The organism is Streptomyces sp. NPDC005004 (assembly GCF_053600675.1).
In genome coordinates, this window is the sequence record NZ_JBSGAH010000007.1 from 136,643 (window position 1) to 159,368 (window position 22,726).

Annotated in this window: 23 protein-coding genes, 1 tRNA gene and 1 pseudogene; 13 read left to right on the forward strand and 12 right to left on the reverse strand. The window is 72.0% G+C overall.

What is annotated here, in order from left to right:
* The first annotated feature begins 5 nt into the window (after positions 1–5).
* Positions 6–527, forward strand: coding sequence for a GNAT family N-acetyltransferase (locus tag ACWEEU_RS12010; protein WP_451731257.1), 522 nt, complete (start codon positions 6–8; stop codon positions 525–527).
* Here ACWEEU_RS12010 and ACWEEU_RS12015 read toward each other — a convergent pair.
* Positions 511–2,550 carry an MDR family MFS transporter gene (locus ACWEEU_RS12015; protein WP_451731260.1) on the reverse strand — a complete coding sequence of 680 codons (2,040 nt, stop codon included), beginning with the start codon at positions 2,548–2,550 and terminating at the stop codon, positions 511–513. The genes ACWEEU_RS12010 and ACWEEU_RS12015 overlap by 17 nt on opposite strands.
* Positions 2,551–2,675: 125 nt before the next feature.
* Between ACWEEU_RS12015 and ACWEEU_RS12020 the strand changes: the two are divergent.
* Positions 2,676–2,791: pseudogene (locus tag ACWEEU_RS12020) on the forward strand (prevent-host-death protein); the annotation flags it as partial.
* 198 nt (positions 2,792–2,989) lie between these two features.
* Here the strand turns inward: ACWEEU_RS12020 and ACWEEU_RS12025 are convergent.
* Positions 2,990–3,658, reverse strand: a complete 669-nt coding sequence (locus ACWEEU_RS12025) for an HAD-IA family hydrolase (protein WP_451731263.1) — start codon at positions 3,656–3,658, stop codon at positions 2,990–2,992.
* A 277-nt stretch (positions 3,659–3,935) separates the two neighbouring features.
* A complete protein-coding gene (locus ACWEEU_RS12030) occupies positions 3,936–4,517 on the reverse strand; it encodes a TMEM165/GDT1 family protein (protein WP_385743854.1) in 582 nt (193 codons plus the stop codon).
* Positions 4,518–5,041: 524 nt separating this feature from the next.
* Here ACWEEU_RS12030 and ACWEEU_RS12035 point away from each other — a divergent pair.
* Complete coding sequence (locus ACWEEU_RS12035; RefSeq protein ID WP_451731585.1) at positions 5,042–5,686, forward strand: HNH endonuclease family protein; 645 nt, start codon at positions 5,042–5,044, stop codon at positions 5,684–5,686.
* Positions 5,687–5,990: 304 nt separating this feature from the next.
* Entirely contained in the window at positions 5,991–6,452 is a 462-nt protein-coding gene (locus tag ACWEEU_RS12040; RefSeq protein WP_451731267.1) for a DoxX family protein, read from the forward strand.
* Between the two features lie 87 nt (positions 6,453–6,539).
* Here the strand turns inward: ACWEEU_RS12040 and ACWEEU_RS12045 are convergent, their stop codons facing one another.
* Complete coding sequence (locus tag ACWEEU_RS12045) at positions 6,540–7,076, reverse strand: superoxide dismutase family protein (RefSeq protein WP_451731270.1); 537 nt, start codon at positions 7,074–7,076, stop codon at positions 6,540–6,542.
* 187 nt (positions 7,077–7,263) lie between these two features.
* Here ACWEEU_RS12045 and ACWEEU_RS12050 point away from each other — a divergent pair, with 187 nt between their 5' ends.
* Positions 7,264–7,842 (forward strand): YrhB domain-containing protein, encoded by a 579-nt coding sequence (locus ACWEEU_RS12050; protein ID WP_451731273.1) that lies wholly within the window; start codon positions 7,264–7,266, stop codon positions 7,840–7,842.
* 107 nt (positions 7,843–7,949) lie between these two features.
* The gene (locus ACWEEU_RS12055; RefSeq protein ID WP_385743846.1) at positions 7,950–8,567 is read left to right on the forward strand and encodes a DedA family protein; all 618 of its coding nucleotides are present in this window, start codon (positions 7,950–7,952) and stop codon (positions 8,565–8,567) included.
* A 126-nt stretch (positions 8,568–8,693) separates the two neighbouring features.
* On the opposite strand, the gene ACWEEU_RS12060 is transcribed toward ACWEEU_RS12055, so the two are convergent.
* Positions 8,694–8,927: a DUF2277 domain-containing protein gene (locus ACWEEU_RS12060; protein WP_451731276.1), complete on the reverse strand. Its 234-nt coding sequence runs from the start codon at positions 8,925–8,927 to the stop codon at positions 8,694–8,696.
* 129 nt (positions 8,928–9,056) lie between these two features.
* On the opposite strand from ACWEEU_RS12060, the gene ACWEEU_RS12065 reads away from it, so the two are divergent.
* The 3 genes from ACWEEU_RS12065 (at position 9,057) to ACWEEU_RS12075 (ending at position 11,195) form a co-directional block, all read left to right on the forward strand.
* Complete coding sequence (locus ACWEEU_RS12065) at positions 9,057–9,962, forward strand: ketopantoate reductase family protein (protein WP_451731279.1); 906 nt, start codon at positions 9,057–9,059, stop codon at positions 9,960–9,962.
* A 140-nt stretch (positions 9,963–10,102) separates the two neighbouring features.
* Positions 10,103–10,441, forward strand: a complete 339-nt coding sequence (locus ACWEEU_RS12070) for a hypothetical protein (protein WP_385743839.1) — start codon at positions 10,103–10,105, stop codon at positions 10,439–10,441.
* Between the two features lie 91 nt (positions 10,442–10,532).
* A complete protein-coding gene (locus ACWEEU_RS12075) occupies positions 10,533–11,195 on the forward strand; it encodes an HAD family hydrolase (protein ID WP_451731282.1) in 663 nt (220 codons plus the stop codon).
* An 86-nt stretch (positions 11,196–11,281) separates the two neighbouring features.
* Here ACWEEU_RS12075 and ACWEEU_RS12080 read toward each other — a convergent pair.
* Positions 11,282–11,353, reverse strand: a tRNA-Val gene (locus tag ACWEEU_RS12080).
* A gap of 181 nt (positions 11,354–11,534) precedes the next feature.
* On the opposite strand from ACWEEU_RS12080, the gene ACWEEU_RS12085 reads away from it, so the two are divergent.
* The 3 genes from ACWEEU_RS12085 (at position 11,535) to ACWEEU_RS12095 (ending at position 14,073) form a co-directional block, all read left to right on the forward strand.
* Positions 11,535–13,016 carry a hypothetical protein gene (locus tag ACWEEU_RS12085; RefSeq protein WP_451731285.1) on the forward strand — a complete coding sequence of 494 codons (1,482 nt, stop codon included), beginning with the start codon at positions 11,535–11,537 and terminating at the stop codon, positions 13,014–13,016.
* 182 nt (positions 13,017–13,198) lie between these two features.
* Entirely contained in the window at positions 13,199–13,819 is a 621-nt protein-coding gene (locus ACWEEU_RS12090) for a DUF4383 domain-containing protein (protein WP_451731288.1), read from the forward strand.
* A 38-nt stretch (positions 13,820–13,857) separates the two neighbouring features.
* Positions 13,858–14,073 (forward strand): FmdB family zinc ribbon protein, encoded by a 216-nt coding sequence (locus ACWEEU_RS12095; RefSeq protein ID WP_451731291.1) that lies wholly within the window; start codon positions 13,858–13,860, stop codon positions 14,071–14,073.
* A gap of 85 nt (positions 14,074–14,158) precedes the next feature.
* Here ACWEEU_RS12095 and ACWEEU_RS12100 read toward each other — a convergent pair whose 3' ends face one another.
* Genes ACWEEU_RS12100 through ACWEEU_RS12110 form a run of 3 tightly spaced genes read right to left on the reverse strand, consistent with a single transcriptional unit; the run spans position 14,159 to position 18,770 of the window.
* Positions 14,159–15,046 (reverse strand): HAD family hydrolase, encoded by an 888-nt coding sequence (locus ACWEEU_RS12100; RefSeq protein WP_451731294.1) that lies wholly within the window; start codon positions 15,044–15,046, stop codon positions 14,159–14,161.
* Positions 15,046–17,550, reverse strand: a complete 2,505-nt coding sequence (locus ACWEEU_RS12105; RefSeq protein ID WP_451731296.1) for a phosphoribosyltransferase — start codon at positions 17,548–17,550, stop codon at positions 15,046–15,048. The genes ACWEEU_RS12100 and ACWEEU_RS12105 overlap by 1 nt, the downstream gene beginning before the upstream one ends.
* A gap of 53 nt (positions 17,551–17,603) precedes the next feature.
* Positions 17,604–18,770, reverse strand: a complete 1,167-nt coding sequence (locus ACWEEU_RS12110; protein WP_385743815.1) for an HpcH/HpaI aldolase/citrate lyase family protein — start codon at positions 18,768–18,770, stop codon at positions 17,604–17,606.
* Positions 18,771–18,946: 176 nt separating this feature from the next.
* Here ACWEEU_RS12110 and ACWEEU_RS12115 point away from each other — a divergent pair, with 176 nt between their 5' ends.
* Positions 18,947–19,825, forward strand: coding sequence for a TerD family protein (locus tag ACWEEU_RS12115; RefSeq protein WP_385743813.1), 879 nt, complete (start codon positions 18,947–18,949; stop codon positions 19,823–19,825).
* 16 nt (positions 19,826–19,841) lie between these two features.
* Here ACWEEU_RS12115 and ACWEEU_RS12120 read toward each other — a convergent pair whose 3' ends face one another.
* The 3 genes from ACWEEU_RS12120 to ACWEEU_RS12130 all read right to left on the reverse strand — a co-directional run bounded on the left by ACWEEU_RS12120 (position 19,842) and on the right by ACWEEU_RS12130 (position 22,679).
* Positions 19,842–20,579 carry a TerD family protein gene (locus tag ACWEEU_RS12120; protein ID WP_385743811.1) on the reverse strand — a complete coding sequence of 246 codons (738 nt, stop codon included), beginning with the start codon at positions 20,577–20,579 and terminating at the stop codon, positions 19,842–19,844.
* A 198-nt stretch (positions 20,580–20,777) separates the two neighbouring features.
* Positions 20,778–21,923, reverse strand: coding sequence for a DUF475 domain-containing protein (locus ACWEEU_RS12125; protein WP_385743809.1), 1,146 nt, complete (start codon positions 21,921–21,923; stop codon positions 20,778–20,780).
* A gap of 177 nt (positions 21,924–22,100) precedes the next feature.
* The gene (locus ACWEEU_RS12130) at positions 22,101–22,679 is read right to left on the reverse strand and encodes a TerD family protein (protein ID WP_385743807.1); all 579 of its coding nucleotides are present in this window, start codon (positions 22,677–22,679) and stop codon (positions 22,101–22,103) included.
* Positions 22,680–22,726 lie beyond the last annotated feature (47 nt).

Genomic DNA, 22,726 nt, shown 5'->3' on the forward strand with positions numbered 1-22,726 from the left:
CCGCCATGACGACCTGGACCATCGAACCGGAGCCGTACGACTCCCCCGCCGCCACCGCCCTCTGGCGCGCGTACTACACCGAGGTCAGTGACCGCTGGTACCTCCTGCACCGTGGCCACCGCACCGACCCGGCCGAGCTGGAACGCGAGATCGCCGCCCGCCCCGGCGCCGAACTCACCCCGCCGAACGGCCGGCTGCTGATCGCCCGCTGCGACGGCGAACCCGCGGGTTCGGCGGGCGTACGACTCCTCGGCCCCCGAACCGCCGAACTCACCCGGGTGTTCGTACACCCGCACCTGCGCGGCCGGGGCGGAGCCCAACTCCTCGTCACCGCAGCCGAGTCGGCCGCCCGCGAACTCGGCGCGAGCCGGCTGGTCCTCGACACGCGAAGCGACTTGACCGAGGCGCGCGCCCTGTACGCCCGCCTCGGCTACACCGAGACCGCGGCGCACAACACCGATGTGTACGCAGAACACTGGTTCAGAAAAGACCTGTTGGCGGCTGGCGAGGTCAACTCAACTTCTTGACCGACCCGTTGTGCGGTCGTTCACTCGCCGCCCCGCACATCTCGGACGTCAGCTCCTTGACCAGCTGCGTGAGGTCGGTGGACCGTCCCGGCGCCCACCAGTCCCCGAGGAGCTCGGAGAGCGAATCCTCCCGCGCGGCGGCGAGCCGTTCCGCCGCCACCCGTCCGGCGTCGGTGAGCGTGAGGTCGAGACCCTGCCGCTCGACCAGCCGCCGCTCCTCCACCTGGCGCTCGGCGGCGAGGACCGTCCGAATCGGCACCGGACTGCGCTCGGCGAGCACATACGGCTCCACCGAGCCGTAGCGCCGGATGCGCAGCAGCAGCCAGCTCGCGGCGGGCAGCAGGTCGTACCCGGCCCGCGCGGTGATGTCCTGGTACACCTCCCGCCGCCCCTCCCGTGTGCCGAGCACGGACAGCGCCCGGCACACCTCGTCGTAGGACGAGCGCTGGACCGGGTTCGGCGGGATGGTCTCGGAGGCGTCCGGCGCGGTGACCGAGCCGCGCAGCGGATCCTCCTTGAGGAACCACGCCAGGATGAAGCCGACCAGCGCGACCGGCGCGGCGTAGAGGAACACGTCGGTGATCGCGGAGGAGAACGCGTGCAGCGCGGGCGGCCGCAGCCCGGCGGGCAGCGCGCCGATGCCGCGCGGGTCCGCCTCCAGCCCGCCGAGCGAGACCCCGGGCGGGAGGCGTACGCCCCGGAAGGCGTCGGCCAGTGTGTCGCCGAGGCGGCTGGAGAAGACGGTGCCGAAGATCGCGACGCCGAAGGACGCGCCGATGGAGCGGAAAAAGGTGGCGCCGGAGGTGGCGACGCCGAGGTCCTCGTAGGAGACCGAGTTCTGCACGATGAGGATGAGGACCTGGAGGACGAGTCCGAGGCCGAGCCCGAAGACGAAGAAGTACAGGCTCATCTCGGCGGTCGAGCTGTGTTCGTCCAGCCGGTGCAGCAGGAGCAGCCCGATCGCGGTGACGGCGGTGCCCGCCACGGGGAACATCTTCCAGCGGCCGGTCCGGCTGACGATCTGCCCGGACACGGTCGAGGTCAGCAGCAGCCCGATCACCATCGGCAGCATGTGCACGCCCGACATGGTGGGCGAGATCCCGTGCACGACCTGGAGGAACGTCGGCAGATAGGTCATCGCGCCGAACATCGCGAACCCGATGATGAAGCTGATCACCGCCGACAGGCTGAAGGTCCGGATCCGGAACAGCTTCAGCGGCAGCACCGGCTCGGCGGCCCGCCGCTCCACTCCGACGAACGCGACGGCGAGGACGACGCCGAGCACCGCGAGCCCGACGATCTGCCCGGAGGCCCACGGCCAGGTCGTACCGCCCAGCGAGGCGACCAGCACCAGACAGGTGGCGACGGCGGCGACGAGGAACGTACCGAGGTAGTCGATCCGGTGCCGGGACGTACGGCGCGGGATGTGCAGCGCGGCGGCGATCACGACGAGGGCGATGATCCCGAGCGGCAGATTGACGTAGAACACCCACCGCCAGGTGAGCTGCTCGGTGAACAGCCCTCCGAGCAGCGGCCCCAGCACACTGGTCGCCCCGAACACGGCCCCGAAGAGCCCCTGGTACTTCCCCCGCTCCCGCGGCGGCACGATGTCCCCGACGATCGCCATCGACAGCACCATGAGCCCGCCGCCCCCGAGCCCCTGCAACGCCCGGAACCCGATCAGCTCCCCCATGTTCTGCGCCATGCCGCACAGCGCGGACCCGACGAGAAAGATGACGATGGCGAGCTGGTACAGCCGCTTCCGGCCGTACTGGTCCCCGAGCTTCCCCCACAAGGGTGTGGCCGCGGTGGACGCCAGGAGATACGCGGTCACCACCCAGGACAGATGCTCCAGCCCGCCCAGATCGCTGACGATCGTCGGCAACGCCGTCGCCACGATCGTCTGGTCCAACGCCGCCAGCAACAGCCCCAGCAGGAGCGCACCGATCGAGACGAGCACGTTGGCCCCCACGTGCTCCCCGCCCCGCACGTCCCGCACCGCACCGTGCGTGTCCAGTGCCATGCGTCCTCCCGGACTCCCGACTCCAGTACCCACCTTCCATGGTCGAGGGTGGGGGCGATTACGGCCTGTCGAGAGGTGGGACGGGGTGAGCGAACGCGTGGCACCGGGCGGCGCACGGCGCCGCCCTGGCCGGTACGAGCGTTCAGCCCGACATCACCCGGCGGGATCCGCGCAACCGGTCCCGGGAGATCACGGACGCCATACAGGGGGCCAGTCCTTCACCGTCACCCGCGACGGTCATTCGACGCCGCCGCCGGTGTCCACGGCCGCATCTGCGCCGCGGTCGTCAGGGCGGGCCGCACACCGCGCCGCCGGGCCGCGGAAGGCTGACCGTTCGGTGAACCGCGGCGTCGACGAGAGAGGTTGCGCCGCTCGCGCCTCGGTCCTTCGGCATCGGCATCGGCATCGGCATCGGCATCGGGCGAGGGGTGCCGCGCCATCAGCCCACCGTCAGCCGGATCCCCCCGTCCGCCGACGCCTCCACCGTTACCCGCGTGAGGTCGGGGACCGCCACGTCCGGCCCGTACTGCCCGGCCCGTTCGCCGATGCCGACCACGTGCATTCCGGCGGAGCGCCCCGCCGCGATTCCCGCGCCGGAGTCCTCGAAGACCACGCAGTCGGACGGGTCGACGCCCAGGGCGGCGGCCGCCTTGAGGAAGCCCTCCGGGTCCGGCTTGCTGGCGCCGACGGATTCCGCGGTGACACGGAGGCCGGGGAGGGGGAGACGGGCGGCGGCCATGCGGGCGGTGGAGAGGGGGACGTCGGCGGAGGTCACCAGGGCGTGGGGGAGGTCGCGCAGGGCGGCGAGGAAGGCGGCGGCGCCAGGGACCTCGACGACGCCGTCCATGTCGGCGGTCTCCTCGGCGAGCATCCGGGCGTTGTCCGCGAGGTTCTCCTCGTGGGGGCGGTCGGGCAGGAGGAGTGCCATGGAGGCGTGGCCCTGCCGGCCGTGGACGACCTTCATCGTCGCGTCGCCGTCCAGCCCGTGCTCCGCGGCCCAGCGGCGCCAGATGCGCTCGACGACGGCGTCGGAGTTGACGAGGGTGCCGTCCATGTCGAGCAGGAGGGCGCGGGCGTCGAGGACGACGGGCGTGGTGGTGACCGGCATCGGCAGCTCCAGAAGACGCGAGGCCCCCGGTCGCAAGGGGGCCTGAGAGGGACAAGGCGGCCCCGCCCACCGGTCAGGGGAAGCGGGCGGGAGCCACTTTGTTCCTCCACGGTACAAAACTGCCCCCGCATCCCGCCAGCGCCCCACGAAAGCGTTCACCGCGCGTTCGCCCGCGGGCACGGCGGGGCGGGTCCACCGGGCACAGCGGGCTGTGCCGGCCGGCAGGCGGGGTCCGTCCGAGTTCAGCCGGACCCCGCCCGGCCTCAGCCCGTCGGCGTCAGCCGGCGATCGCCTCGTACAGGCTCCAGATCCCCAGCCCCACCATCAACAGCGCGGCGATCTGCGTGATCAGCCGCAGCGGCACCCGCTTCATCAGCGCCTTGCCCCCCACGATGCCCAGTCCGGCCACCGCCCACAGCCCCAGCACCGCACCGAGGCCCACCGAGAGCGGATCGTCGTACCGCGCGGCGAGATTCGCCGTCATGATCTGCGTGAGGTCGCCGAACTCCGCGACGAGGATGAGCATGAAGCCCGTGCCCGCCACCTTCCAGAAGGACTGGTCGGCGGGCTTCTTGATCTCTTCCTCGCCCTCGTCCTTCTTGAGCAGCAGTACGGCGGCCCCGCCGAGGAAGAGGACGCCGGTGAGGGCGTGGACGATCTGCTGCGGGAGCAGGGTGAGCACGCTGCCGGCCGCGACGGCCATCACGACATGCACCAAAAAGGCCGCGGCGACGCCGACGAAGACGTAGGAGGCGCGGTAGCGGGCACCGAGGACGAGACCGGCGAGCGCGGTCTTGTCGGGCAGTTCGGCGAGGAAGATGACGCCGAAGACGAGCGCCGTCACGGTGATGCTGATCAAGGTTCCTCAATCGGTCGGGGCTGCCCCGCCGAGATGGCTGCACCTCACAAGGGAGACCTCGGCACGGCAGCGCACTGGGACACCCGTGCCACTGGGCACAGGCGTGCACTGCTTGCCGAAGGTCTCGCTGGGCGGTCCCGTCAGGGACTCGCCTCCGGGCGCCGGCTCAGGCTGGCTGAGCAGTATGTCGACGGTCCGGCGAAGAGCTACTCCCCTTCTGCGTCCCCCATCGTACGTGACGTCACCCGATCGGTCGTGGGCGAGTGACGCCGGTGCGCTCGAACGCCCCCGCCCAGGCGCAGGTCGCGTTTCACCGAGGAGAGGCCGGCCCACTGCGCCGGAACACGTGAAAGTTCCGCACGCAATCTTGTCCTGTCATGGACGCGTCACTAGCTTCTAACCGAGCGCTCACCCCACAGCAACACCCCACCGCGAGCATTCCCTCGCGCACGTCCGCACACCCCTGTCCGGACCCCCCAAAACCCTCACCCCACAAGGGAGTTCAGATGTTCCGTATGCCCCGTATGCCGCGGTTCTACGCGCGTCGACGACTGGCCACCCTCGCGGCCGCCACCGGACTCATCGCCTCCGCAGCGCTGTTCAACTCCCCCACCGCCTCCGCCGCCCTGCCGACGCCGGTCAGCGGCGCCACCGCCCGCAGCTACCTCTCCCAGCTCACCGTGGCCACCGAGAACCGCACCGGCTACAGCCGCGACCTCTTCCCGACCTGGATCACCATCAGCGGCACCTGCAACACCCGCGAGTACATCCTCAAGCGGGACGGTACGAACGTCACCACCGACTCCGCCTGCGTCGCCACCAGCGGCAGCTGGTACTCCCCGTACGACGGCGCGACCTGGAGCGCGGCCTCGGACGTGGACATCGACCACCTGGTGCCGCTCGCCGAGGCGTGGGACTCGGGCGCGAGCAAGTGGACGACCGCGCAGCGCCAGGCGTTCGCCAACGACGTGACCCGCCCGCAACTCCTCGCGGTCACCGACAACGTCAACCAGTCCAAGGGCGACCAGGACCCGGCGACCTGGATGCCGTCCCTGACGTCGTACCGCTGCACCTACGTCCGCGCCTGGGTGCAGGTGAAGTACTACTACAACCTCTCGGTCGACTCCGCCGAGAAGAGCGCGCTGACGAACCACCTCTCGGGCTGCTGACCGGAGCGGACATCGGCACGGACATCGGAATCAGGACACACCGACGGCCCGCCCGCCAGGGCGGGCCGTCGCCATTCCCGCCCAGAAGCACCCACACCCACCCCGCACCCATCCCCTCTTGTGTCAGGCACATGACGAGAAGCGACCATGGCCGAATGTTGAACTTGCAAGCACAAATTAGGTTCACCTAACCTTTGCCCTCGTTCGGTACCCGCCGCCCCACGTCACCGGCCCGGCGGCCCCCGTCCGGCAGCGTCGCCGGACGCGCGGGGCGCGCCGTAACCGAAAGAGGAGAACCCCCCCCATGTCCGCTCGGCTCAACACAGCCCAGCCCTACGCCCTCGGGCTCTTCCGCATCGTCGTCGGCCTCCTGTTCGCCGTGCACGGCGCGGCCTCGCTGTTCGGCGTCCTCGGCGGTGCCGTCGGCACCCACGGCGGAACGGTCCCGGCCGGCACCTGGCCCGGCTGGTACGCGGCCGTCATCCAGCTGGTCGCGGGCGCCCTCGTCCTGCTCGGCCTCGGCACCCGGGGCGCCGCGCTGATCGCCTCCGGCTCGATGGCGTTCGCCTACTTCGACGTCCACCAGCAGAACGCCCTCTGGCCCATCCAGAACGGCGGCGAACTCTCCGTCCTCTTCTGCTGGTCCTTCTTCCTCCTCGTCTTCACGGGCTCGGGCGCCTTCGCCGCCGAGAGCCTGCTGCCCGGCCGTACGACGACGGCCACGGCGGCGGAACCGGCCGCTGAGGAAGCGCCGGTCGCGGCGTGACGACGCGTCTGTGAACGAGCGTGCCCCGGCGGGGACCTGAGCCCCCCGGGCCACGCGTGCGCGCAGGACCGGGCTGCCCCGCCGCCGTCACGACATCCCGGTGACCCAGCCGAACGGCACGGTGAAGCAGGCGACGCGCCGGACGCCCACCGTGCCGGGGCGGTCCTGGATCACGACGGAGGCGGCCTCGTTCCTCCGGAAGCCCCAGGTGTGCCGGACACTCGCCGCGCCCGCGCCGCGGGAGTCGGTGTTGAAGCCGAGCCGGACCTCGTTGGCGGCGGTGGACCCCGCGGCGGCGGCGTCGCGGTACCGGTCGCCCGCGTCGGCGCCGGTGGAACCGCAGGCACGCTGGTGGACGTACGCGCCGTAGGTGTGGCCGGGCCGCAGTCCGCCGACCTTCAGCTCCACGGTCGTGGCCGCGCCGGGCCCGGTGAGCTGACGCACCCGGATCGTGCCGGCCGCCGGGACGAGCGACTGGTCGTACGTCACCGCCGCCGACGGCACGAAGGCGGCCGGCGGCGCGAACCGGCCCTCCGCGTCGACGGTGTACCCGCCGGCGGCGGCAGGCGTCGCCGCCAGCACCACCACGGCCACGGCCCCCGCCCACAGACCAGCACCCACCATCACGCCCACCTCGCCTTTCCCCGGCCCTCGGCAACACGGCACCTCCGCCGCGCGGGCCTCTCCCCGTTGGTACGGCACGGCTGCGGGGTCGGCGCGCTGGACGCGCCGGGCGGGTGACGGCGTGACGGGCGGCGGGGCGCGCGAAATTCGGAAGCCTAAGCCGCGCCCCTTGCGGGAAGCTGCCCGCATGATCGGACGGGATGCCGCGATCCGGATCGTGGAAGAACAGTTGGAGCGCGAGGACCGGCAGTCGTGGGCCCTCGGCGTCGACACGACGCGCACGGTCGTGACCCATGTCGAGGAACACGAACTGGTGTGGATCGTCTTCTGGCAGTCGGAGGAGTTCGTCCGCACCCGGAATCCGGCAGCCATGCTGGTCGGGACGGGCCCGTATCTGGTCGACCGCCTCGACGGAGGACTGCACCGGATCGGGGTCCTCTCGGCCAGGACGGGTGCGTGGGAGACCGACTACCGCGCCCGGATACGCGGGCTGCCCGTGCGCACCGCGGTGGACGATCTGCATGACGAGATCCAGGTGGCCGCCGCCTCCCACGGACGCCCGCACGCCGCACGGTCCCTGCGGCGACGCCTGCCGGTGCTCTCGCCCGGCGACGCGCTCGCGTACGTGAGCGCCCTGCTGGACGGAGAGGCCCCGGCACGTCTCCTGGCCGTGGCCACCCGGCAGCTCGTGGCGCCCGTCGATCCCGTACTCGGTGTGGACACCGTGCGGCCGGGCTCCCGCAGCGGGTGCCCCTCGGCTCCGTGACCCCGTCGTGAACATGCCGTGTCTGTCACTTGATCCTCTTGTGAACCATCCGTCACCCCGTCAGGCGTACGCTGTACGGCTGTCATCGGGGGAACGAGGGAGTCGTGGTGCTGGAGAGTGTGGGGTTCCTGGCGGCCGGTCCCTGGATCTACGCCATGGTGGCCGTGTCGGTTCTGCTCGACGTCTTCGTACCCGTGCTGCCCAGCGGAGTGCTCGTCATCACGGCGGCCACGGCGGCCGCCGCCGGTACGGGCGCGGCGGCGGGCAGGGTGCCGCACGACGTGCCCGACACCGTCGTACTGATCATCTGCGCCGCCGTCGCCTCGGTCGCGGGCGACCTGGCCGCGTACCGCCTGGCCTGGCGCGGCGGCGCGCGTCTCGACCGCGCCATCGCCCGCTCCCGGCGCCTGACCAGCGCGCAGGAACGACTCGGTGAGGCGCTCGCGCGGGGCGGCGGCGCGCTGGTGGTGCTGGCCCGGTTCGCCCCGGCGGGCCGCTCGGTCGTCTCCTTCTGCGCGGGCGCCGCCCACCGCCGCGCCCGCGACTTCCTCCCCTGGTCCGCCCTCGCGGGACTGTCCTGGGCGGGCTACAGCGTGGCCCTCGGCTACTACGGCGCCCGCTGGCTGGGCGCGACCTGGCTGGCGACGGGGGTGTCGGTGGCGGCACTGTGCGCGGCGGGGTCGGGGGCGGCGTATCTGATGCGGCGACGTCCGGTGGAGGCGTAGGGCCTGTCTGACCATTCCCGTCGTCGCCCGGAGGGCGGCCGCGCGGCAGACGAGAATCGTCAGACCGGCACCAGGGTCGGGAGCGCGTGATTCCGGGCTGGGCCGAGCGCGGTCCGGTCCTCGCCGTCAGCCCGGCGTCGTCGCCTTCTTCTGCCCCCGTACCTCCAGGCTGTCCAGCAGCTCGGCGGTGGCCTCGGCGACCGCCGCGACCGCCCGGTCGAACGCCTCGCGGTTGTGCGCGGCGGGGGCGCGGAAGCCCGAGATCTTGCGTACGTACTGCAGCGCGGCGGCGTGGATGTCGTCCTCGGTGGCCTCACCGGGGAGTACGGGCGGGCGCAGCGTCTTGATACTCCGGCACATGGGTCAAGTGTGGCGCGGGGAGCCGGGGTTCGCCGTACGAACGGGCACTCCCCCGTCGCCCGCCCGCATGTCATGATCCTCCGCGGCGGCCACCGACTCCCGGGGCCGACCCATGACAGGAGTCATCTCATGACGGTCAAGCCCACCATCGCCGTACTCGGCCCCGGCGGAGTCGGCGGACTGCTCGCCGCGCTGCTCTCCCGTTCCGGGCACCGGGTGATCTGCCTGGCGCGCGAGAGTACGGCGGAGTCGCTGCGCAAGAACGGAATCCGGGTCCGCAGCCGCCAGTTCGGGGAGTTCACGGCGCCCGTGGAGGCGGACACCATGCTGCGCGAGCCGGTGGAGGCGTGCCTCGTCGCCGTCAAGCAGACGGGCCTGGACGCGGCCCTGTCCCGCGTCCCGGCGGAGGCGCTCGGCGACGCCCTCCTCGTACCGTTCCTGAACGGCGTCGAGCACCCGGCCGCCCTGCGCGCCCGCTACGGCTCCGCCCAGGTGGCCCCGGCCGCGATCCGGGTGGAGTCGACGCGGGTCTCGGCGGACCCGGTGGTGATCGAGCAGGGCAGCCCGTTCGTGGAGGCGGACCTCGCGAGCGCGACGGCACCCCGCGACCGCCTCGACGCACTCGCCGCCGCGCTCACCGCCTCGGGCGTGACGGCCCGGGTGACCGGGGACGAGACGGCGACGCTCTGGACGAAGCTGGCCTTCCTCGCCCCGTTCGCCCTGCTCACCACTCGGTACGCCGCCCCGTTGGACGTGGTGCTCGACCGGCACCGCAGGGAACTGGAGGCGCTGGTGGCGGAGACGGCGGCCGTCGGCCGGGCGTGCGGCGCCCCGACGGACGCGGCACGGCTGCTCGCCCGCTACGACACCTTCCCGCCCGGCGCGAAGTCCTCGATGCAGCGGGACGCGGAGGAGGGACGGCCGCTGGAGCTGGACGCGGTCGGCGGGGCGCTGCTGCGGGCGGCGGAGGCGCGGGGAGTGGCGGTGCCGGTGGCGACGCGGGTGGTGGAGGAGTTGCGGGCGGCGGGGTACTGAGGGAGGGCGGGTCGCGAAGGGGGCGGACCTTGCGGTTCCCGCGGACCGGGCCGTCAATCCAGCCCCTCCCGGAACACTCGTTCGACTGAACCGGCCGAGCGAACGCGTCGTACGGATTCGAACAGGCGTACCATTGCCGTGTGGCTACGACCCCCGAATTCCCCAGTGACCTCCTCGCCGGGCAGGCGGAGCTGCACCAGGTCCGGGCCGAGCTGTCGGCCCTGCTCAAGCGGCTCCCCTGGTCGGTGGAGCCGTTGGACGGCTTCAGCGACGACCTCGGCTGGCGCAAGATCGAACGACCCGCCTCCCCCGGCTGGACCCCCGACGAGCAGGCGGAAGTGGAGAAGCTCCGCCGCCGTGAGCACGAACTCGCGGTGTTCGTCACCGGCCACCGCTTCTGGTCCGAGACAACGGCGACGGACCGGGTGGACGCCCGCTCGAAGCTGAAGCACGCGGAGGAGGAGCAGCCGCCTGCCTGACGGACGGCCGGACGGTTCGCGAGGTGAGGGGCCGCTCCCCCGCCCCGCGAACCCGCTCCACCGGAGGACGACCGCTGGATACGCTGCCCCCATGATTCGCGCTGTGATCTTCGACGTGGGCGAGTGCCTCGTGGACGAGACCGCCGAGTGGGGCGCCTGGGCGGACTGGCTGGGCGTGCCCCGGCACACGTTCAGCGCGGTGTTCGGCGCGGTCGTGGCCCGGGGCGACGACTGGCGAGAGGTGTTCGAGGAGTTCCGCCCGGGTTTCGACCTGAGCGCGGAGCGGGAGGCGCGGGAGGAAGCGGGCCTGCCCCGGACGATCACGGAGGAGGACCTCTACCCGGACGTCCGGGACACCCTGGCCACCCTGCGCGCCGACGGCCTCTGGCTGGGGATCGCGGCGAACCAGGACACCCTCGCCGGCCGTCACCTGCGCGAACTGTTCGCGAGCGACGTGGACCTGATCGGACTCTCCGACGACTGGGGCACCGCCAAACCCGACCCCGCCTTCTTCGCCCGCCTCGTCTCGCTGATCCCCGCCGAACCCCACGAGATGCTCTACGTCGGCGACCGCCTCGACAACGACATCCACCCCGCCCACACCGCCGGCCTCCACACCGCCCTCGTCCACCGAGGCCCCTGGGCCGCCCTCCACCCCCACGACAGGAAATCCGACCGCCTCCCGACGTTCCACATCGAGAGCCTCCTCGAACTCTCCCCCCTGATCGCCCGGTTCAACGAGAACCATCGCTGACGGCGGGGTCACTCACAGAGGGGCAGAAGGACCCCGGACAAACGGGAAGAGGCCCCTCACCACGTCGGTGAAGGACCTCTGACCTGTGGGCGCGGACGGTTTCGAACCGCCGACATCCTGCTTGTAAGGCAGGCGCTCTACCCCTGAGCTACGCACCCGTGAAGACCGGGCACGTGGCCGGGTCGAGCGACAGCTTACCTTGACCGCGCCGCGTGACCGCAAACCCGTTCTGCGAGGCAGGAGGCGCGTGCAGGCAACTGACCGGGCCGTGTGTTCGTCTACGTCGGGTGGGAGAATGGCTCCACCCAGGGCGCCGCAGGACAGCACGGGAGAGGGATTGTGACGGGGACACCGGGCACGCCGTCAGGTTCGCAGCCGTACCCGCCGTCGACCGCAGGGGTCGGACACCGGCCCGGCGCCCCGCGCGACCGCATCGCCCGGCGAGACGCCGGCACCCGGCGCGACCCCTCGACGCCGCGCGCCGCCACCTCGCGTCCCCGAACTCCCTCCCCGCTCCGCGACACCGCCCTCCTGCTCGCTCTCCCCCTCCTCGTCCTGCCCCTCGCCTTCGCCGGTGGTGGCACCCGGCGCTGGTTCGGGGGCAGGGCCGAGAGTCAGCGGATGGAGGCGCAGGCGGCGAAGGACGCGGCGGCGGAGGCGTTCTACGAGCTGGACACCGCGCAGCGGGATCTGCTGATCGCCATCGAGACGATCGGGGCGGTCGACGACTCCGCCGAGGCCCGGCGCGCCGTGGACGGGTTCGCCGCGCTCGGACGGCGGATAGACGAGGCCAGTCACCGGTACATCGAGGCGGTCGACGCACAGGACCTGGACCGGGACGACCTGGAGGCCGCCGTCGCCGTGCGGGCGCGGGCCGAGCTGACCGCGGCCAAGGACGAGCTGGTGCGGGTCAGGCAGGAGCTGGACCGGTTCGCCAGTTCGCTCGGGCCGCTGCTCGGCAAGGCGGAGACGCAGCTCGCGCGGCTCGCCCCGGCCGTGGAGCGGGCGCGGCAGGAACTGCTGGGAGCGAGCAACGCGCTGGACGCCGTACGGGAGAAGCGGCTGCGGGCCGACGATCTCGCGGCGCGACTCGCCACGCTCTCCCCCGAACTGACCAAACTCAACCAGGGCGCCGGACAGCACGGCGCGGCCGCCACCCTGGAGCGCGCCGAGCGGGTACGGCGGGAGGCCGCGGCGATCCGCGCCGAGGCCGAGCGGCTGCCGGAGAAGGCCGCGGAGATCGACCGGCGACTGGTCAGCCTCGGCACCCGCGCCCAGGCGCTGACCACCCGCGCCGGACAGGTCGAGCCGATCCTGAGCGAGCTGCGCCGGCGCTTCACCGCCGCCTGCTGGCAGGACCTCCAGCACGTGCCCGAGCAGGCCGGGGAGAACGTACGGCAGGCCGAGCGCAAGCTCGCCGAGGCGCGCTCCGCGCGGGAGGCGCAGCGGTGGGCGGACGCCACCTCGCTGCTCTCGACCGTCCGCGCCCTGCTCAGCACCACCGACGAGGCGGTCTCCGCCGCCGGTGACCGGCTGAACCGGCTGAACGCCGTCCAGAAGGACCCCCGCGCCGAGATCGAACGGGCCAGGTTCGCGCTCCGCGACGCCCAGCGGCTCGCCATGACCGGCCGTACGGCGCCCGAGCCCCGGCACGCCCGGCCGCTGGACGACGCGGTGGCCCGCCTCGACCGGGCGATCGCGACGCTGGACAGCGGCCGCCATCCCGACTACTGGCACTTCCTGACCGAGACGGAGGCCGTACGGGAGACGGCGTCCCGGGTCGTCTCCCAGATCCGCGAGGAGCGCGGCTCCGGGCACTGAGTCCGCGGCGGCGGGCACAGGTCACCAGGCACCGCACCGGCCCCCGGTCACCCGTCACCGAACGCTCATCCCCGCCCCACCCACCGGGCCCGGATGCCCCACCTGTGTTGCCGCCACCGGCCCACCGGGCGGATATTGGGATGAACCGTATGGCCTGCCCCAACGCCCTGAGGGAGGCGGACATGGCCACACACGCAGAGCGCACCAGACACCGGCACAGTCGCATCCCGTTCGACGAGCACCTGCCCGTGGACCACAAGCTGAACAGGGTCTACCGGATCGGCGCCGGACTGATCGGTCTCTTCCTGCTGATCTTCGGCATCCTCGGCGTGATCGACCACATCGGGCCCTTCAACACCGGCGCCGACATGGTGGCGGGCCTCAACACCAACGGCGCGCTGAGCGTGCTCTCGATCGTCGTCGGGCTGGTCCTGCTCGTGGGCATGGTGATCGGCGGCAACTTCGCCTCGACGCTGAACATGGTCTTCGGCGTGCTGTTCATCCTGAACGGATTCATCAACCTGGGCCTGCTGGGCACGGACAGCAACATCCTGGCGTTCAAGATCCAGAACGTGTACTTCACCTTCGTGGTCGGCCTGTTGCTGATGACCTTCGGGATGTACGGCCGGGTCGGCTCGGTCCTCCCGCACGACAACCCGTACTGGCGCGCCCGGCACCCCGACCACCCGGACGCGCAGCCCGCGCTGACCGGCGCGGACCGGCCCGCCCTCACGGATCAGGAGTCGCCCCCGAAGGGGAGGGACGCGCAAGGGGGCACACGCCCGGACACGACCTCCGAGTGACCCGCCCCGCCGCGCGGTCCGGCGGCTAACCTGTCCCCATGCCTCGCTACGAGTACCGCTGCCGGACCTGCGGCGACACCTTCGAACTGAGCCGCCCCATGGCCGAGTCCGCCGCCCCCGCCGCCTGCCCCTCGGGCCACGACGACACGGTGAAGCTGCTCTCCGCGGTCGCGGTCGGCGGCACCTCCGCCGCCCCCGCGCAGAGCCCGTCCGGCGGAGGCGGCGGCTGCTGCGGCGGGGGCTGCTGCGGCTGATCCACGCCGCAGCGCATCGGCCACCGCTGCCCGGCACCCGTCGGCACCGCACACCGCAACCGCCACCCGGCGCACCCACCGGCCCCTACGGACGCACCTCAGCCGAAGCGGGGGCCGACGTGTGTGCGGAAGCCGGCGCCGGAACCGCCGCCGCGCTCGTCGCTGCCCCATTTCCCGCCGCGCCCAGGAACTCCCGGAGAATCCGCTCCCCCGCCAGCACCCCGCGCTCCGTCAGCGCCTGGACCGCCGGCGCCGTCCAGGCCGCCTCGGCCAGCTCCCCGTGCCCCGGCCGCCACGCGCGGTCGGCGGCGAGCAGCAGGTCGGCGTCGAGGAGCGAGTCCCCGGCCGCGAGCGTCAGATCCGCACCCGTACGCCGGGCGACCTCGTGCACGGCGGCGCTCTTGGTGAGCGGCCCGGGGACGGCGTAGAGCTTGCGCCCCTGGAGCGAGACGGTCCAGCCGCGCTCCGCCGCCCAGCCGGTCAGCTCCGCCACCCAGCTCTCGGGCGTCAGCTCGCGCTCGACGACCAGGTAGGCGAACAGGTCCTCGGCGACGCGCTGCTTGCGCACCCACAGCGGATCGCCGGTCGCGGCGAGGTGGTCCTGGACCTCCGCCAGCGGCGCGCACGCGGCGGCGAGCCGTCGCTGCACGTCGGCGTGCCAGTCCCGGTCGGTGACCCCGTCGACCAGCAGATGCCCGCCGTTGGCGCAGATCGCGTACGCCGGGGCCGGACCGGGCAGGTTGATCCGCTGGTACTGCTTGCGGCTGCGGGTCGTCGTCGGCACGAACACCGCCGCGTCCCCGAGCGCGGTCAGGAGCCCGGCCGCCGTCTCGGTCATGAAGGACAGCGGTCTGCTCTCGTGGACCTCCACGCACAGCAGCCGGGGCGCCCGGGCGTCGGGCATGGTCAGTCCGAGGGCCGCCGCGGAGTAGATCAGCGTGCGGTCGAGGTCGCTCGCCACCATGACCGTCATCAGACGCCCACCGCCCGGCCGTCGGCGCCCGTCGCTCCGCGCGTGTAGCGCGGGTGGATCAGGCCGACGCAGGTGTACGGCAACTCGTCGACCTCCTCCACCGGCACTCCGCGCTGCTCGGCGAGCAGGCGGACATGGTCGAGGTCGGCGCCCGCGCCCGCCTTGGCGAGGATCTTCCAGGGCACCCGGCGCAGCAGCACCCGGGTGGTCTCACCGACACCCGGCTTGACCAGGTTCACGTCGTGGATGCCGTACTCCTCGCTGATCCGCTCGACGGCCCGCCAGCCCTCCCAGGTCGGTGCGCGGTCCCCGGCCAGCAGTTCCTTGACCGCCACGTCGACGCTCTCCTCGACCTCGGGGAAGCGGGCGGAGACGGCGTCCAGGAAGGCCACCGAGACGTCGGCGCCCGCGAGTTCGCGGTAGAACTTCGCGCCGTGGAAGTCGTGCGGACCGACCAGGTCGGCGCGCAGCACGGTGCGCGAAATGAGGCCGGAAACCGTCGAGTTGAGGCAAGCGGAGGGTATGAGGAAGTCCTCGCGGGTGCCGTAGGTGCGCACGCAGGAGCCCGGGTCGGCCAGGACGGCGATCTCCGGATCGAAGCCGGTGATGCCCTCCTCGCGCTCGAACTCCTCTATGGCGGCGGCGAGTTCGCGGGTGATGGCACCCTTGCCGGTCCAGCCGTCGACGAAGACGACGTCGCGCGGGTCGTGGTGGGCGGCCAGCCAGCGCAGCGCGTTGGCGTCGATGCCCCGGCCGCGCACGATCGAGACGGCGTAGTGCGGGAGCTGGAGTCCATGACGGTGCTGGGCCCAGCGGCGCATCAGCACGCCGACCGGGGTGCCCGCGCGGGCGAGGGAGACCAGCACCGGGCGAGGGGTCTCGTCCGGGGCGCCGGGGCGCGGCCGGGCGGCGACCTCGGTGAGGACCGTCTCCGTGACCACGCCGACCGCCTGGGCGATCCGGGCGGCCGAGGCGTCCAGGGCGGCGTGGAACAGCTCCTGGTAGCGCTCGCTGGGCTGGTACTCCACCGGCAGCGACTCCGCGTAGTGCGCGCCGCCGCTCTGCACGGCCTCCTCGCGCTCCTCCGTCGGCGCCTCCAGGGTGATGTCCGAGAGGTCCTGGAGCAGCCAGCCGACCTCGTCGGGTGCGTACGAGGAGAAGGCGGGGCCACGGAGGGGCTCGGGCAGCATGGGCGGCCTTTCGGGAGTGGCGAGTGGCTCGGGGACGTAGGACGGCACGACCGCGAGCAGGACGTTCGGGACGTGGGCCGCGAGGCGGTCCAGCAGGCCGCCCGGGGCATGCAGCCGGGGGGTGTCGGCGGCGGAGTCGACGACGGCGAGGACGGTGTCGAAGCCGCCGCCCGCGACGTTGTACGCGTACCGCTCGCCGGGCCCGTCGGCCGGGTCGTCGTGGTCGGGGAAGACCAGGCTGCTGCGTATCGCGTAGCCCGGGTCGTCCACGGCGAGCACCGGTGAGCGGGTGGTGGTCGAGAAGCGGACCTCGGCGGGGACGAGCTGCTCCAGCTCGCGGGCTATGCGCAGCGGGGCGTACATCAGCTCCTCGAAGCCGAGCACCAGCACCCGCCGGGCGCCCTCGGGCAGCGCCTCGGCGGCCCGGGCGGCCATCGCGGGCAACGCGGCCTCCAGCCGGGCGCGGTGGGCGGGCGTGAAGCCGTGCCGGCCGCCGTCGGGCAGCCCGCGCGGCCAGTGCAGGTCGACGCGGGGGGTGCGGCCGTGCGCAGTCCCGTCCTCGCCGTCCGCCCGCGCGGCCGGGCCGGGTGCGGTGCTCCCGTGCCGGGCGACCAGCTCCTGTCCCTTCTCCAGCACGCCCTCCGGCAGCCGTACGGTCCCGGACGCGCCCGCCACCAGGTCCACGCGGGCGCCGATCCCGGCGGCGAACCGCTCCAGGCGTCCGGCGTCCTCGGGCGAGCGCATGTCGACCAGGGCGACCACCACGTACCGCTGCCGGGGGTGGCGTTCGTGCAGGTCGCGGATGGTGTTGAGGATCGTGTTTCCGGTGGAGAACTCGTCGTCCACGAGCACCAGCGGGCCCGCGCCCGCGAGCAGCGCCGGGTCGGCCGGGAGCAGCAGGTGGGAGGTGGCGTGCGAGTGGGACTCCTCGAAGCCGCCCGCGCGGTCCACCCCGGCCACCGGGCGGCGGGTGGAGTGCAGATACGGGGCGAGACCCAGGCCGTCGGCGACGGCGTGGCCGAGGCCGGTGGCGGTCTCCGCGTAGCCCAGGACGACAGTCCCGGCGGCCTCCGTGTCGCCGAGCAGCGCGCGCACCCGGCGGCCGAGCCGGAAGCCGTGGCCGTAGACGACGGTGGGCGACTGGGGCACGTGCTTGCCGAGGACGTGCGAGACCAGCAGATGCGCCCGCTTGGGGTTGCGGCGCAGCGCGAGCCCGAGGAGGGCGGGCAGTTCGTCGTCGCCCTCCAGCTCGACACCGAGCCGCTCCGCGACCCATCTGCCGGACCAGATGCCGTCGTTCACTGCGTTGTTCATGCGTTCCTTGGAGGTGGGGGGAGGTCGGCCGGGTCGCCCCGGCGGCGGGAGGGTCAGCCGGTGATGCCGGCGGCGAGCAGTTCCACGAAGCCGACGTCCTCGCCGGCCACGCCGAAGACCTCGGCGCGCAGCAGGGTGCGCTCGGCCCAGGCGCGGTGGGGCTTCACTTCGTTCATCTTGTTCGTGTAGGCCGACCGCAGCACACCCCCACCGCCGCGTTCCGGCCGCAGGATGTCCTGGGCGTCGCTGAACTCTTCGTGACTGACCACGGACAGCGCGTGGACGGGCATGACATGGGAGGGGTGGATGCAGGTCTTGCCGAGCAGGCCGTTGGCCTGGTCGAGGGAGATCTCCCGCAGGAGGCCGTCCATGGCGTGTTCGATCAGCTTCTCGCGCAGCTCGACGGCCCGCACCTCAAGGAAGGGGCTCTGCCTGAGCTGGGGCTTGAAGACCCGCTCGGGGACGCGGAAGTACTCCCAGACCGGACCGGTCACGGTGAATCCGGTGCCGTCGGCGCGGCCCAGCACGTTGACCACGTCGGCGATCACCGAGGCGACGATCTGGACGTCGTAGGCGGTCATGTCGGGGGCGCGGCGCAGGCCGTAGGAGGAGCAGAAGTCGGTGACGCCGAGGCGCAGGGCGAGGACCCGCTCGCGGTACTTGCCGACCGCGCGCATGATGCCGTCCAGCGTCTCCCCGCGGGACTCGCGGTAGATCAGCTCGGTCGACTCCAGGACGGGCATCGCGAAGAGCCGCCGGCCGCTCTCCTTCTCGGCCTCGCTCAGCGCCTCCAGGAACGGCATCCCGCGCTCCCCGGTGAACTTGGGGAGCACGAAGCCGGAGAGCAGCCGGGCGGTGGGACCCAGGCGCCGGACCAGGTCGGGGATCTGGTCGGGGGTGCGCACCCGGATGAAGAGCAGCGGCGGCTCCTCCCCGGCGCGCGCGTCCAGCTCTGCGAACTGCCGGACGAGGTTGTCCTCACCGGCCGGTACGTCCGCGTCGTCGATGGAGTCCTCCAGGCACAGCACCATGGAGACCACACCGGCCCGGCTCTGCTTGAGGACGTCGTCGGCGAGGCGGGGGCGGGTGGCCGGGCTGTAGAGCGTGGCGCCGAGGGCGGCCGACAGCAGCCGGGCCGGGGAATCGGCGGTGAACTCGCACGGCTCCTGGTGGAACAGACGCTCCCGCACCTCGGGGGCGATGTGCCCGAAATGACGCATAGGACTCCCTCAAGGCATACGCGGACCGATGATTTCGGCAAAGGGTGGCCGGTAATAGTACGTAGATATCCATGTCAGGGGTTCCCGGGAGGGCATGAATTTCCGGTAACCGAGGAGTGTCGGCGGCGGGCACCCCCGCATTGTCGTGCCCAGGACCGAGAAGGCAGGATGACCGCATGACGCACGCGATGCTGAAGGGGTCGAACATCCCGCTGGAGGCCGCCACGGTGCGCGCCGTGCTGCGCTGGACGCCCGGGCAGGGCGTGCCGGACGTGGACGCCTCGGCGCTGCTGCTGGGTTCCGACGGCCGTGTGCGCTCCGACGAGGACTTCGTCTTCTACAACCAGCCCCGGCACCCCTCGGGCGCCGTGTGGCGCCTGGGCAAGAAGCGGGTCACCGAGGGCCTGACCGACACCGTCCAGGCGGACCTGACCGGTCTGGAGCCCGGTGTGAGCCGGGTGCTGCTGGTCGCCTCGGCGGACGGCGAGACCTTCGACCGGGTGCCCGCGCTGTGCGTGCTGGTCTACGACGCGGCGACGGCGGACGCGGAGCCGCTGGCCCGGTTCGAGGTCACACCGGAGACGGGTGCGGAGACGGCGCTGATCTGCGGGGAGCTGTACCGACGCGGGGACGCCTGGAAGTTCCGCGCGCTGGGCGAGGGCTACTCGAACGGGCTGAAGGGGCTCGCCACCGACTTCGGCATCTCGGTGGACGAGTCGGAGGCGGTGGAGGAGCCGCCGCGCTCCGAGTCCCTGTCGCTGCCGCTGCCGCCCGAGCAGCCGCCGCCGGCCCCCGCACAGCCGCCCGCCTACGGCTATCCGCAGGCGACCTCGGCGCTGCGCTCGGCCTACGGCTACCCCCAGCCGGCCACCACCGCGCAGCCCGGCTACGGCTATCCGCAGCCCGCCGGACCGCAGCAGGCGACCGTCCAGCAGCCCCCGGCGACCCAGCAGCAGCCGGCCTACGGCTATCCCCAGCCGCAGCCGCTGCCCGCGGCGGCCCTGGACCCGGACTTCCGGCTGCCCCCGCAGGGCCCGCAGTTCCTGGGCCGCTGACGCCGCGCCCGGGAGGCTAGCGGTCCGCCTTGGACTTGTAGCCCCGGCCCCAGCTCAGCCCCCAGCCGTACAGCCGGTCCAGCTCGCCCTGGAAGCCGTAGACGAACTTGACCTCGCGGCGGACGAGCAGCTCCCCCTTGACGTTCTCTATGAGCACCACGGCGCAGGAGCGGGCCTGGGGGTGGCGTTCGTCCAGGCCGATCTCGATGCGGGGTCCGTTGCTCGGGTAGAGGGTGACCTTGGCGTGGGTACGGTCGAACGCCGGGGTCTGGTCGTAGATGTAGACGAACACCAGCAGCCGTTTGATGGCGTCGCGGTGATCGAGGTTGACGTACATGGTCTCGCCGGACGCCGAGCCGAAGCGGTCGTCGCCGCTGAGCTTGACGTACGGCGGGGCGTTGACGTCGCCGAAGTAGCCGCCGAGGGGCTGGACGACGCCCTTGGTGCCGTCCGCCAGTTCGTAGAGGCAGCCGAGGTCCAGGTCGACGTTGACCATGCTCTGGCCGTGGCCCATCACTTCCGGTGGCTTGAGCGCCTTGAAGGGGTGCCTGAACAGGCTCTCGCGCTGGATGCCGGCGATGTCGGAGGTCCGCATCTGCCAGGTCAGATTGACCCGGAGGTGGCCGGTGGCCGCGTCCTGCTTGGTGAGGGACACCTGCTGGTGCCGCTTGGTCAGTTCGATCGCGTTGCTTCCGGGACTGCCCGAGTCGAAGTCGGCGCCGCGTCCGCCCAGCAGTCCGTCGAGGAATCCCATTCCCGCCCCCAGGTACCCGTGCTCGTGGTGCTCGTGATGGAAAAGCCGCCGGGGCGGCCGACCACGTCGGCCGCCCCGTTCGAAGCGTTCCCTTCCGGCGCGGGGCGCCACACCCCGCCCCGCCCCCGATCTTGCCCCCAGGGGGCACCCGAGGGCGCACACACCGGGCGCGAGGGCGCACGCCCCGCACGGCCGGGGTCACACCCCCGAGGAGATCTCCGTCTTCTCCGCCGAGCCCGCGTCGCCGCCCTGTGCCGCGAGGGCGCGGTTGCGGCGGACCGAGGACCAGAACGACCAGGCGATCAGGACGACGCCGACGAGACCGGTGACGACCTCGTTGATCTCGTACTGGATGGTGACCATGAGGATCACGGCCAGGGCGCCGATCGCGTAGTGGGCGCCGTGCTCCAGGTAGACGTAGTCGTCGAGGGTGCCCTGGCGGACCAGGTAGACCGTCAGCGAACGGACGTACATCGCGCCGATGCCGAGGCCGAGCGCCATCAGGACGATGTCGTTGGTGATGGCGAAGGCGCCGATCACGCCGTCGAAGGAGAAGGAGGCGTCCAGGACCTCGAGGTAGAGGAACATGAAGAACGCGGCCTGTCCGGCGAGCAGCACCGCCGAGCGTGGCTTGCCGGCGCGGGCGGCCTCTTCCTCGGCCTCGTGCTCACGTTCCTCCTCGGCCTCCAGCTTGTCCTCGAAGTAGCCGGAGAGCCCGCCCACGATCATGTAGGTGATCAGACCCGCGATGCCCGCGATCAGCACCGTCTGCGCCTTGTCGGCGTGGGCGCCGCCGTGCTGGTGGGCGTGGGTGGCGAAGGTGAAGGAGGTGATCAGCAGGACGATCAGGGAGATGCAGACCGACAGCATGTCGACCTTGCCGAGCTTGGCCAGCGGCCGCTCGATCCAGCGCAGCCACTGGATGTCCCGGTCCTCGAAGATGAAGTCGAGGAAGATCATCAGCAGGAACATCCCGCCGAAGGCGGCGATCGCCGGGTGGGCGTCGGTGACGAGTTCCTGGTAGCGGTCCTTGTTGTTCAGCGCGAGGTTGACGGCCTCGATCGGGCCCATCTTGGCGCTGATCGCGACGATCACGACGGGGAAGACGAGGCGCATTCCGAACACCGCGATGAGCACGCCGACCGTGAGGAAGATCTTCTGCCAGAAGGCGTTCATCTTCTTCAGGATTCCGGCGTTGACCACCGCGTTGTCGAACGACAGCGAGATCTCCAGGATGGAGAGGATCGCCACGATGCCGAAGGCCTTCCACCCCCCGTAGAAGACCGCCGCGACCAGGCCGACCGCGGTCACCGCGAACGACCAGCCGAAGGTTTTCAGAAGCACTGGCTAACCCCATCGTGTGTGGAGGACGCCTTCGGGCGATTGCCCGAAGGAGGGTCTCCCCCTGCCGTACCCGGCTTTGCGAAACGTTGACCACGAAGTGTAGAACGTCTCCCTCCGGCCGTACCAGAAGGGGCGTCCCCCGGGAAAACACGCTGTTCCCGGACGTATGGCCCGGCTTTACGAAACGTTGACCCCGAAGTCCATGGCGATGCCGCGCAGACCGGACGCGTACCCCTGGCCGACCGCGCGGAACTTCCATTCGCCCTGATACCGGTACAGCTCGCCGAAGATCATGGCGGTCTCGGTGGAGGCGTCCTCGCTCAGGTCGTAGCGGGCGAGTTCCTGGTCGTCGGCGCGGTTGACCACGCGGATGAACGCGTTGGAGACCTGTCCGAAGGACTGGCCGCGCTCGTCCGCCATGTGGATCGAGACCGGGAAAATGATCTTTTCGCACTGTCCCGGAACGCGGGAAAGGTCGACCAGAATCGATTCGTCGTCGCCCTCGCCCTCACCGGTGAGGTTGTCGCCGGTGTGCTCGACCGAGCCGTCCGGGCTGGTGAGCTGGTTGTAGAAGACGAACCAGTCGTCGCCCAGGACCCGGTTCCCGGCGCCGCACAGCAGGGCGCTGGCGTCGAGGTCGAAGGGGGCGCCGGTGGTGGACCGCGCGTCCCAGCCGAGCCCGATCATGACGTTGGTGAGATTCGGCGCGGCCTTCGAGAGGGAGACGTTGCCTCCCTTGGCGAGCGTGACACCCATGCTGCTGGTCCTCCCCTGTGGCGCTTGCCTGTAGCGCTTCCCTGTGT

Excerpts from the sequence above, each read along its gene's own strand:
- ACWEEU_RS12010 (WP_451731257.1), top strand. The coding sequence starts at position 6 with ATGACGACCTGGACCATCGAACCGGAGCCGTACGACTCCCCCGCCGCC.
- ACWEEU_RS12015 (WP_451731260.1), bottom strand. The coding sequence starts at position 2,550 with ATGGCACTGGACACGCACGGTGCGGTGCGGGACGTGCGGGGCGGGGAG.
- ACWEEU_RS12025 (WP_451731263.1), bottom strand. The coding sequence starts at position 3,658 with ATGCCGGTCACCACCACGCCCGTCGTCCTCGACGCCCGCGCCCTCCTG.
- ACWEEU_RS12035 (WP_451731585.1), top strand. The coding sequence starts at position 5,042 with ATGCCGCGGTTCTACGCGCGTCGACGACTGGCCACCCTCGCGGCCGCC.
- ACWEEU_RS12040 (WP_451731267.1), top strand. The coding sequence starts at position 5,991 with ATGTCCGCTCGGCTCAACACAGCCCAGCCCTACGCCCTCGGGCTCTTC.
- ACWEEU_RS12045 (WP_451731270.1), bottom strand. The coding sequence starts at position 7,076 with ATGGTGGGTGCTGGTCTGTGGGCGGGGGCCGTGGCCGTGGTGGTGCTG.
- ACWEEU_RS12050 (WP_451731273.1), top strand. The coding sequence starts at position 7,264 with ATGATCGGACGGGATGCCGCGATCCGGATCGTGGAAGAACAGTTGGAG.
- ACWEEU_RS12060 (WP_451731276.1), bottom strand. The coding sequence starts at position 8,927 with ATGTGCCGGAGTATCAAGACGCTGCGCCCGCCCGTACTCCCCGGTGAG.
- ACWEEU_RS12065 (WP_451731279.1), top strand. The coding sequence starts at position 9,057 with ATGACGGTCAAGCCCACCATCGCCGTACTCGGCCCCGGCGGAGTCGGC.
- ACWEEU_RS12075 (WP_451731282.1), top strand. The coding sequence starts at position 10,533 with ATGATTCGCGCTGTGATCTTCGACGTGGGCGAGTGCCTCGTGGACGAG.
- ACWEEU_RS12090 (WP_451731288.1), top strand. The coding sequence starts at position 13,199 with ATGGCCACACACGCAGAGCGCACCAGACACCGGCACAGTCGCATCCCG.
- ACWEEU_RS12095 (WP_451731291.1), top strand. The coding sequence starts at position 13,858 with ATGCCTCGCTACGAGTACCGCTGCCGGACCTGCGGCGACACCTTCGAA.
- ACWEEU_RS12100 (WP_451731294.1), bottom strand. The coding sequence starts at position 15,046 with ATGACGGTCATGGTGGCGAGCGACCTCGACCGCACGCTGATCTACTCC.
- ACWEEU_RS12105 (WP_451731296.1), bottom strand. The coding sequence starts at position 17,550 with ATGAACAACGCAGTGAACGACGGCATCTGGTCCGGCAGATGGGTCGCG.
- ACWEEU_RS12110 (WP_385743815.1), bottom strand. The coding sequence starts at position 18,770 with ATGCGTCATTTCGGGCACATCGCCCCCGAGGTGCGGGAGCGTCTGTTC.
- ACWEEU_RS12115 (WP_385743813.1), top strand. The coding sequence starts at position 18,947 with ATGACGCACGCGATGCTGAAGGGGTCGAACATCCCGCTGGAGGCCGCC.
- ACWEEU_RS12120 (WP_385743811.1), bottom strand. The coding sequence starts at position 20,579 with ATGGGATTCCTCGACGGACTGCTGGGCGGACGCGGCGCCGACTTCGAC.
- ACWEEU_RS12130 (WP_385743807.1), bottom strand. The coding sequence starts at position 22,679 with ATGGGTGTCACGCTCGCCAAGGGAGGCAACGTCTCCCTCTCGAAGGCC.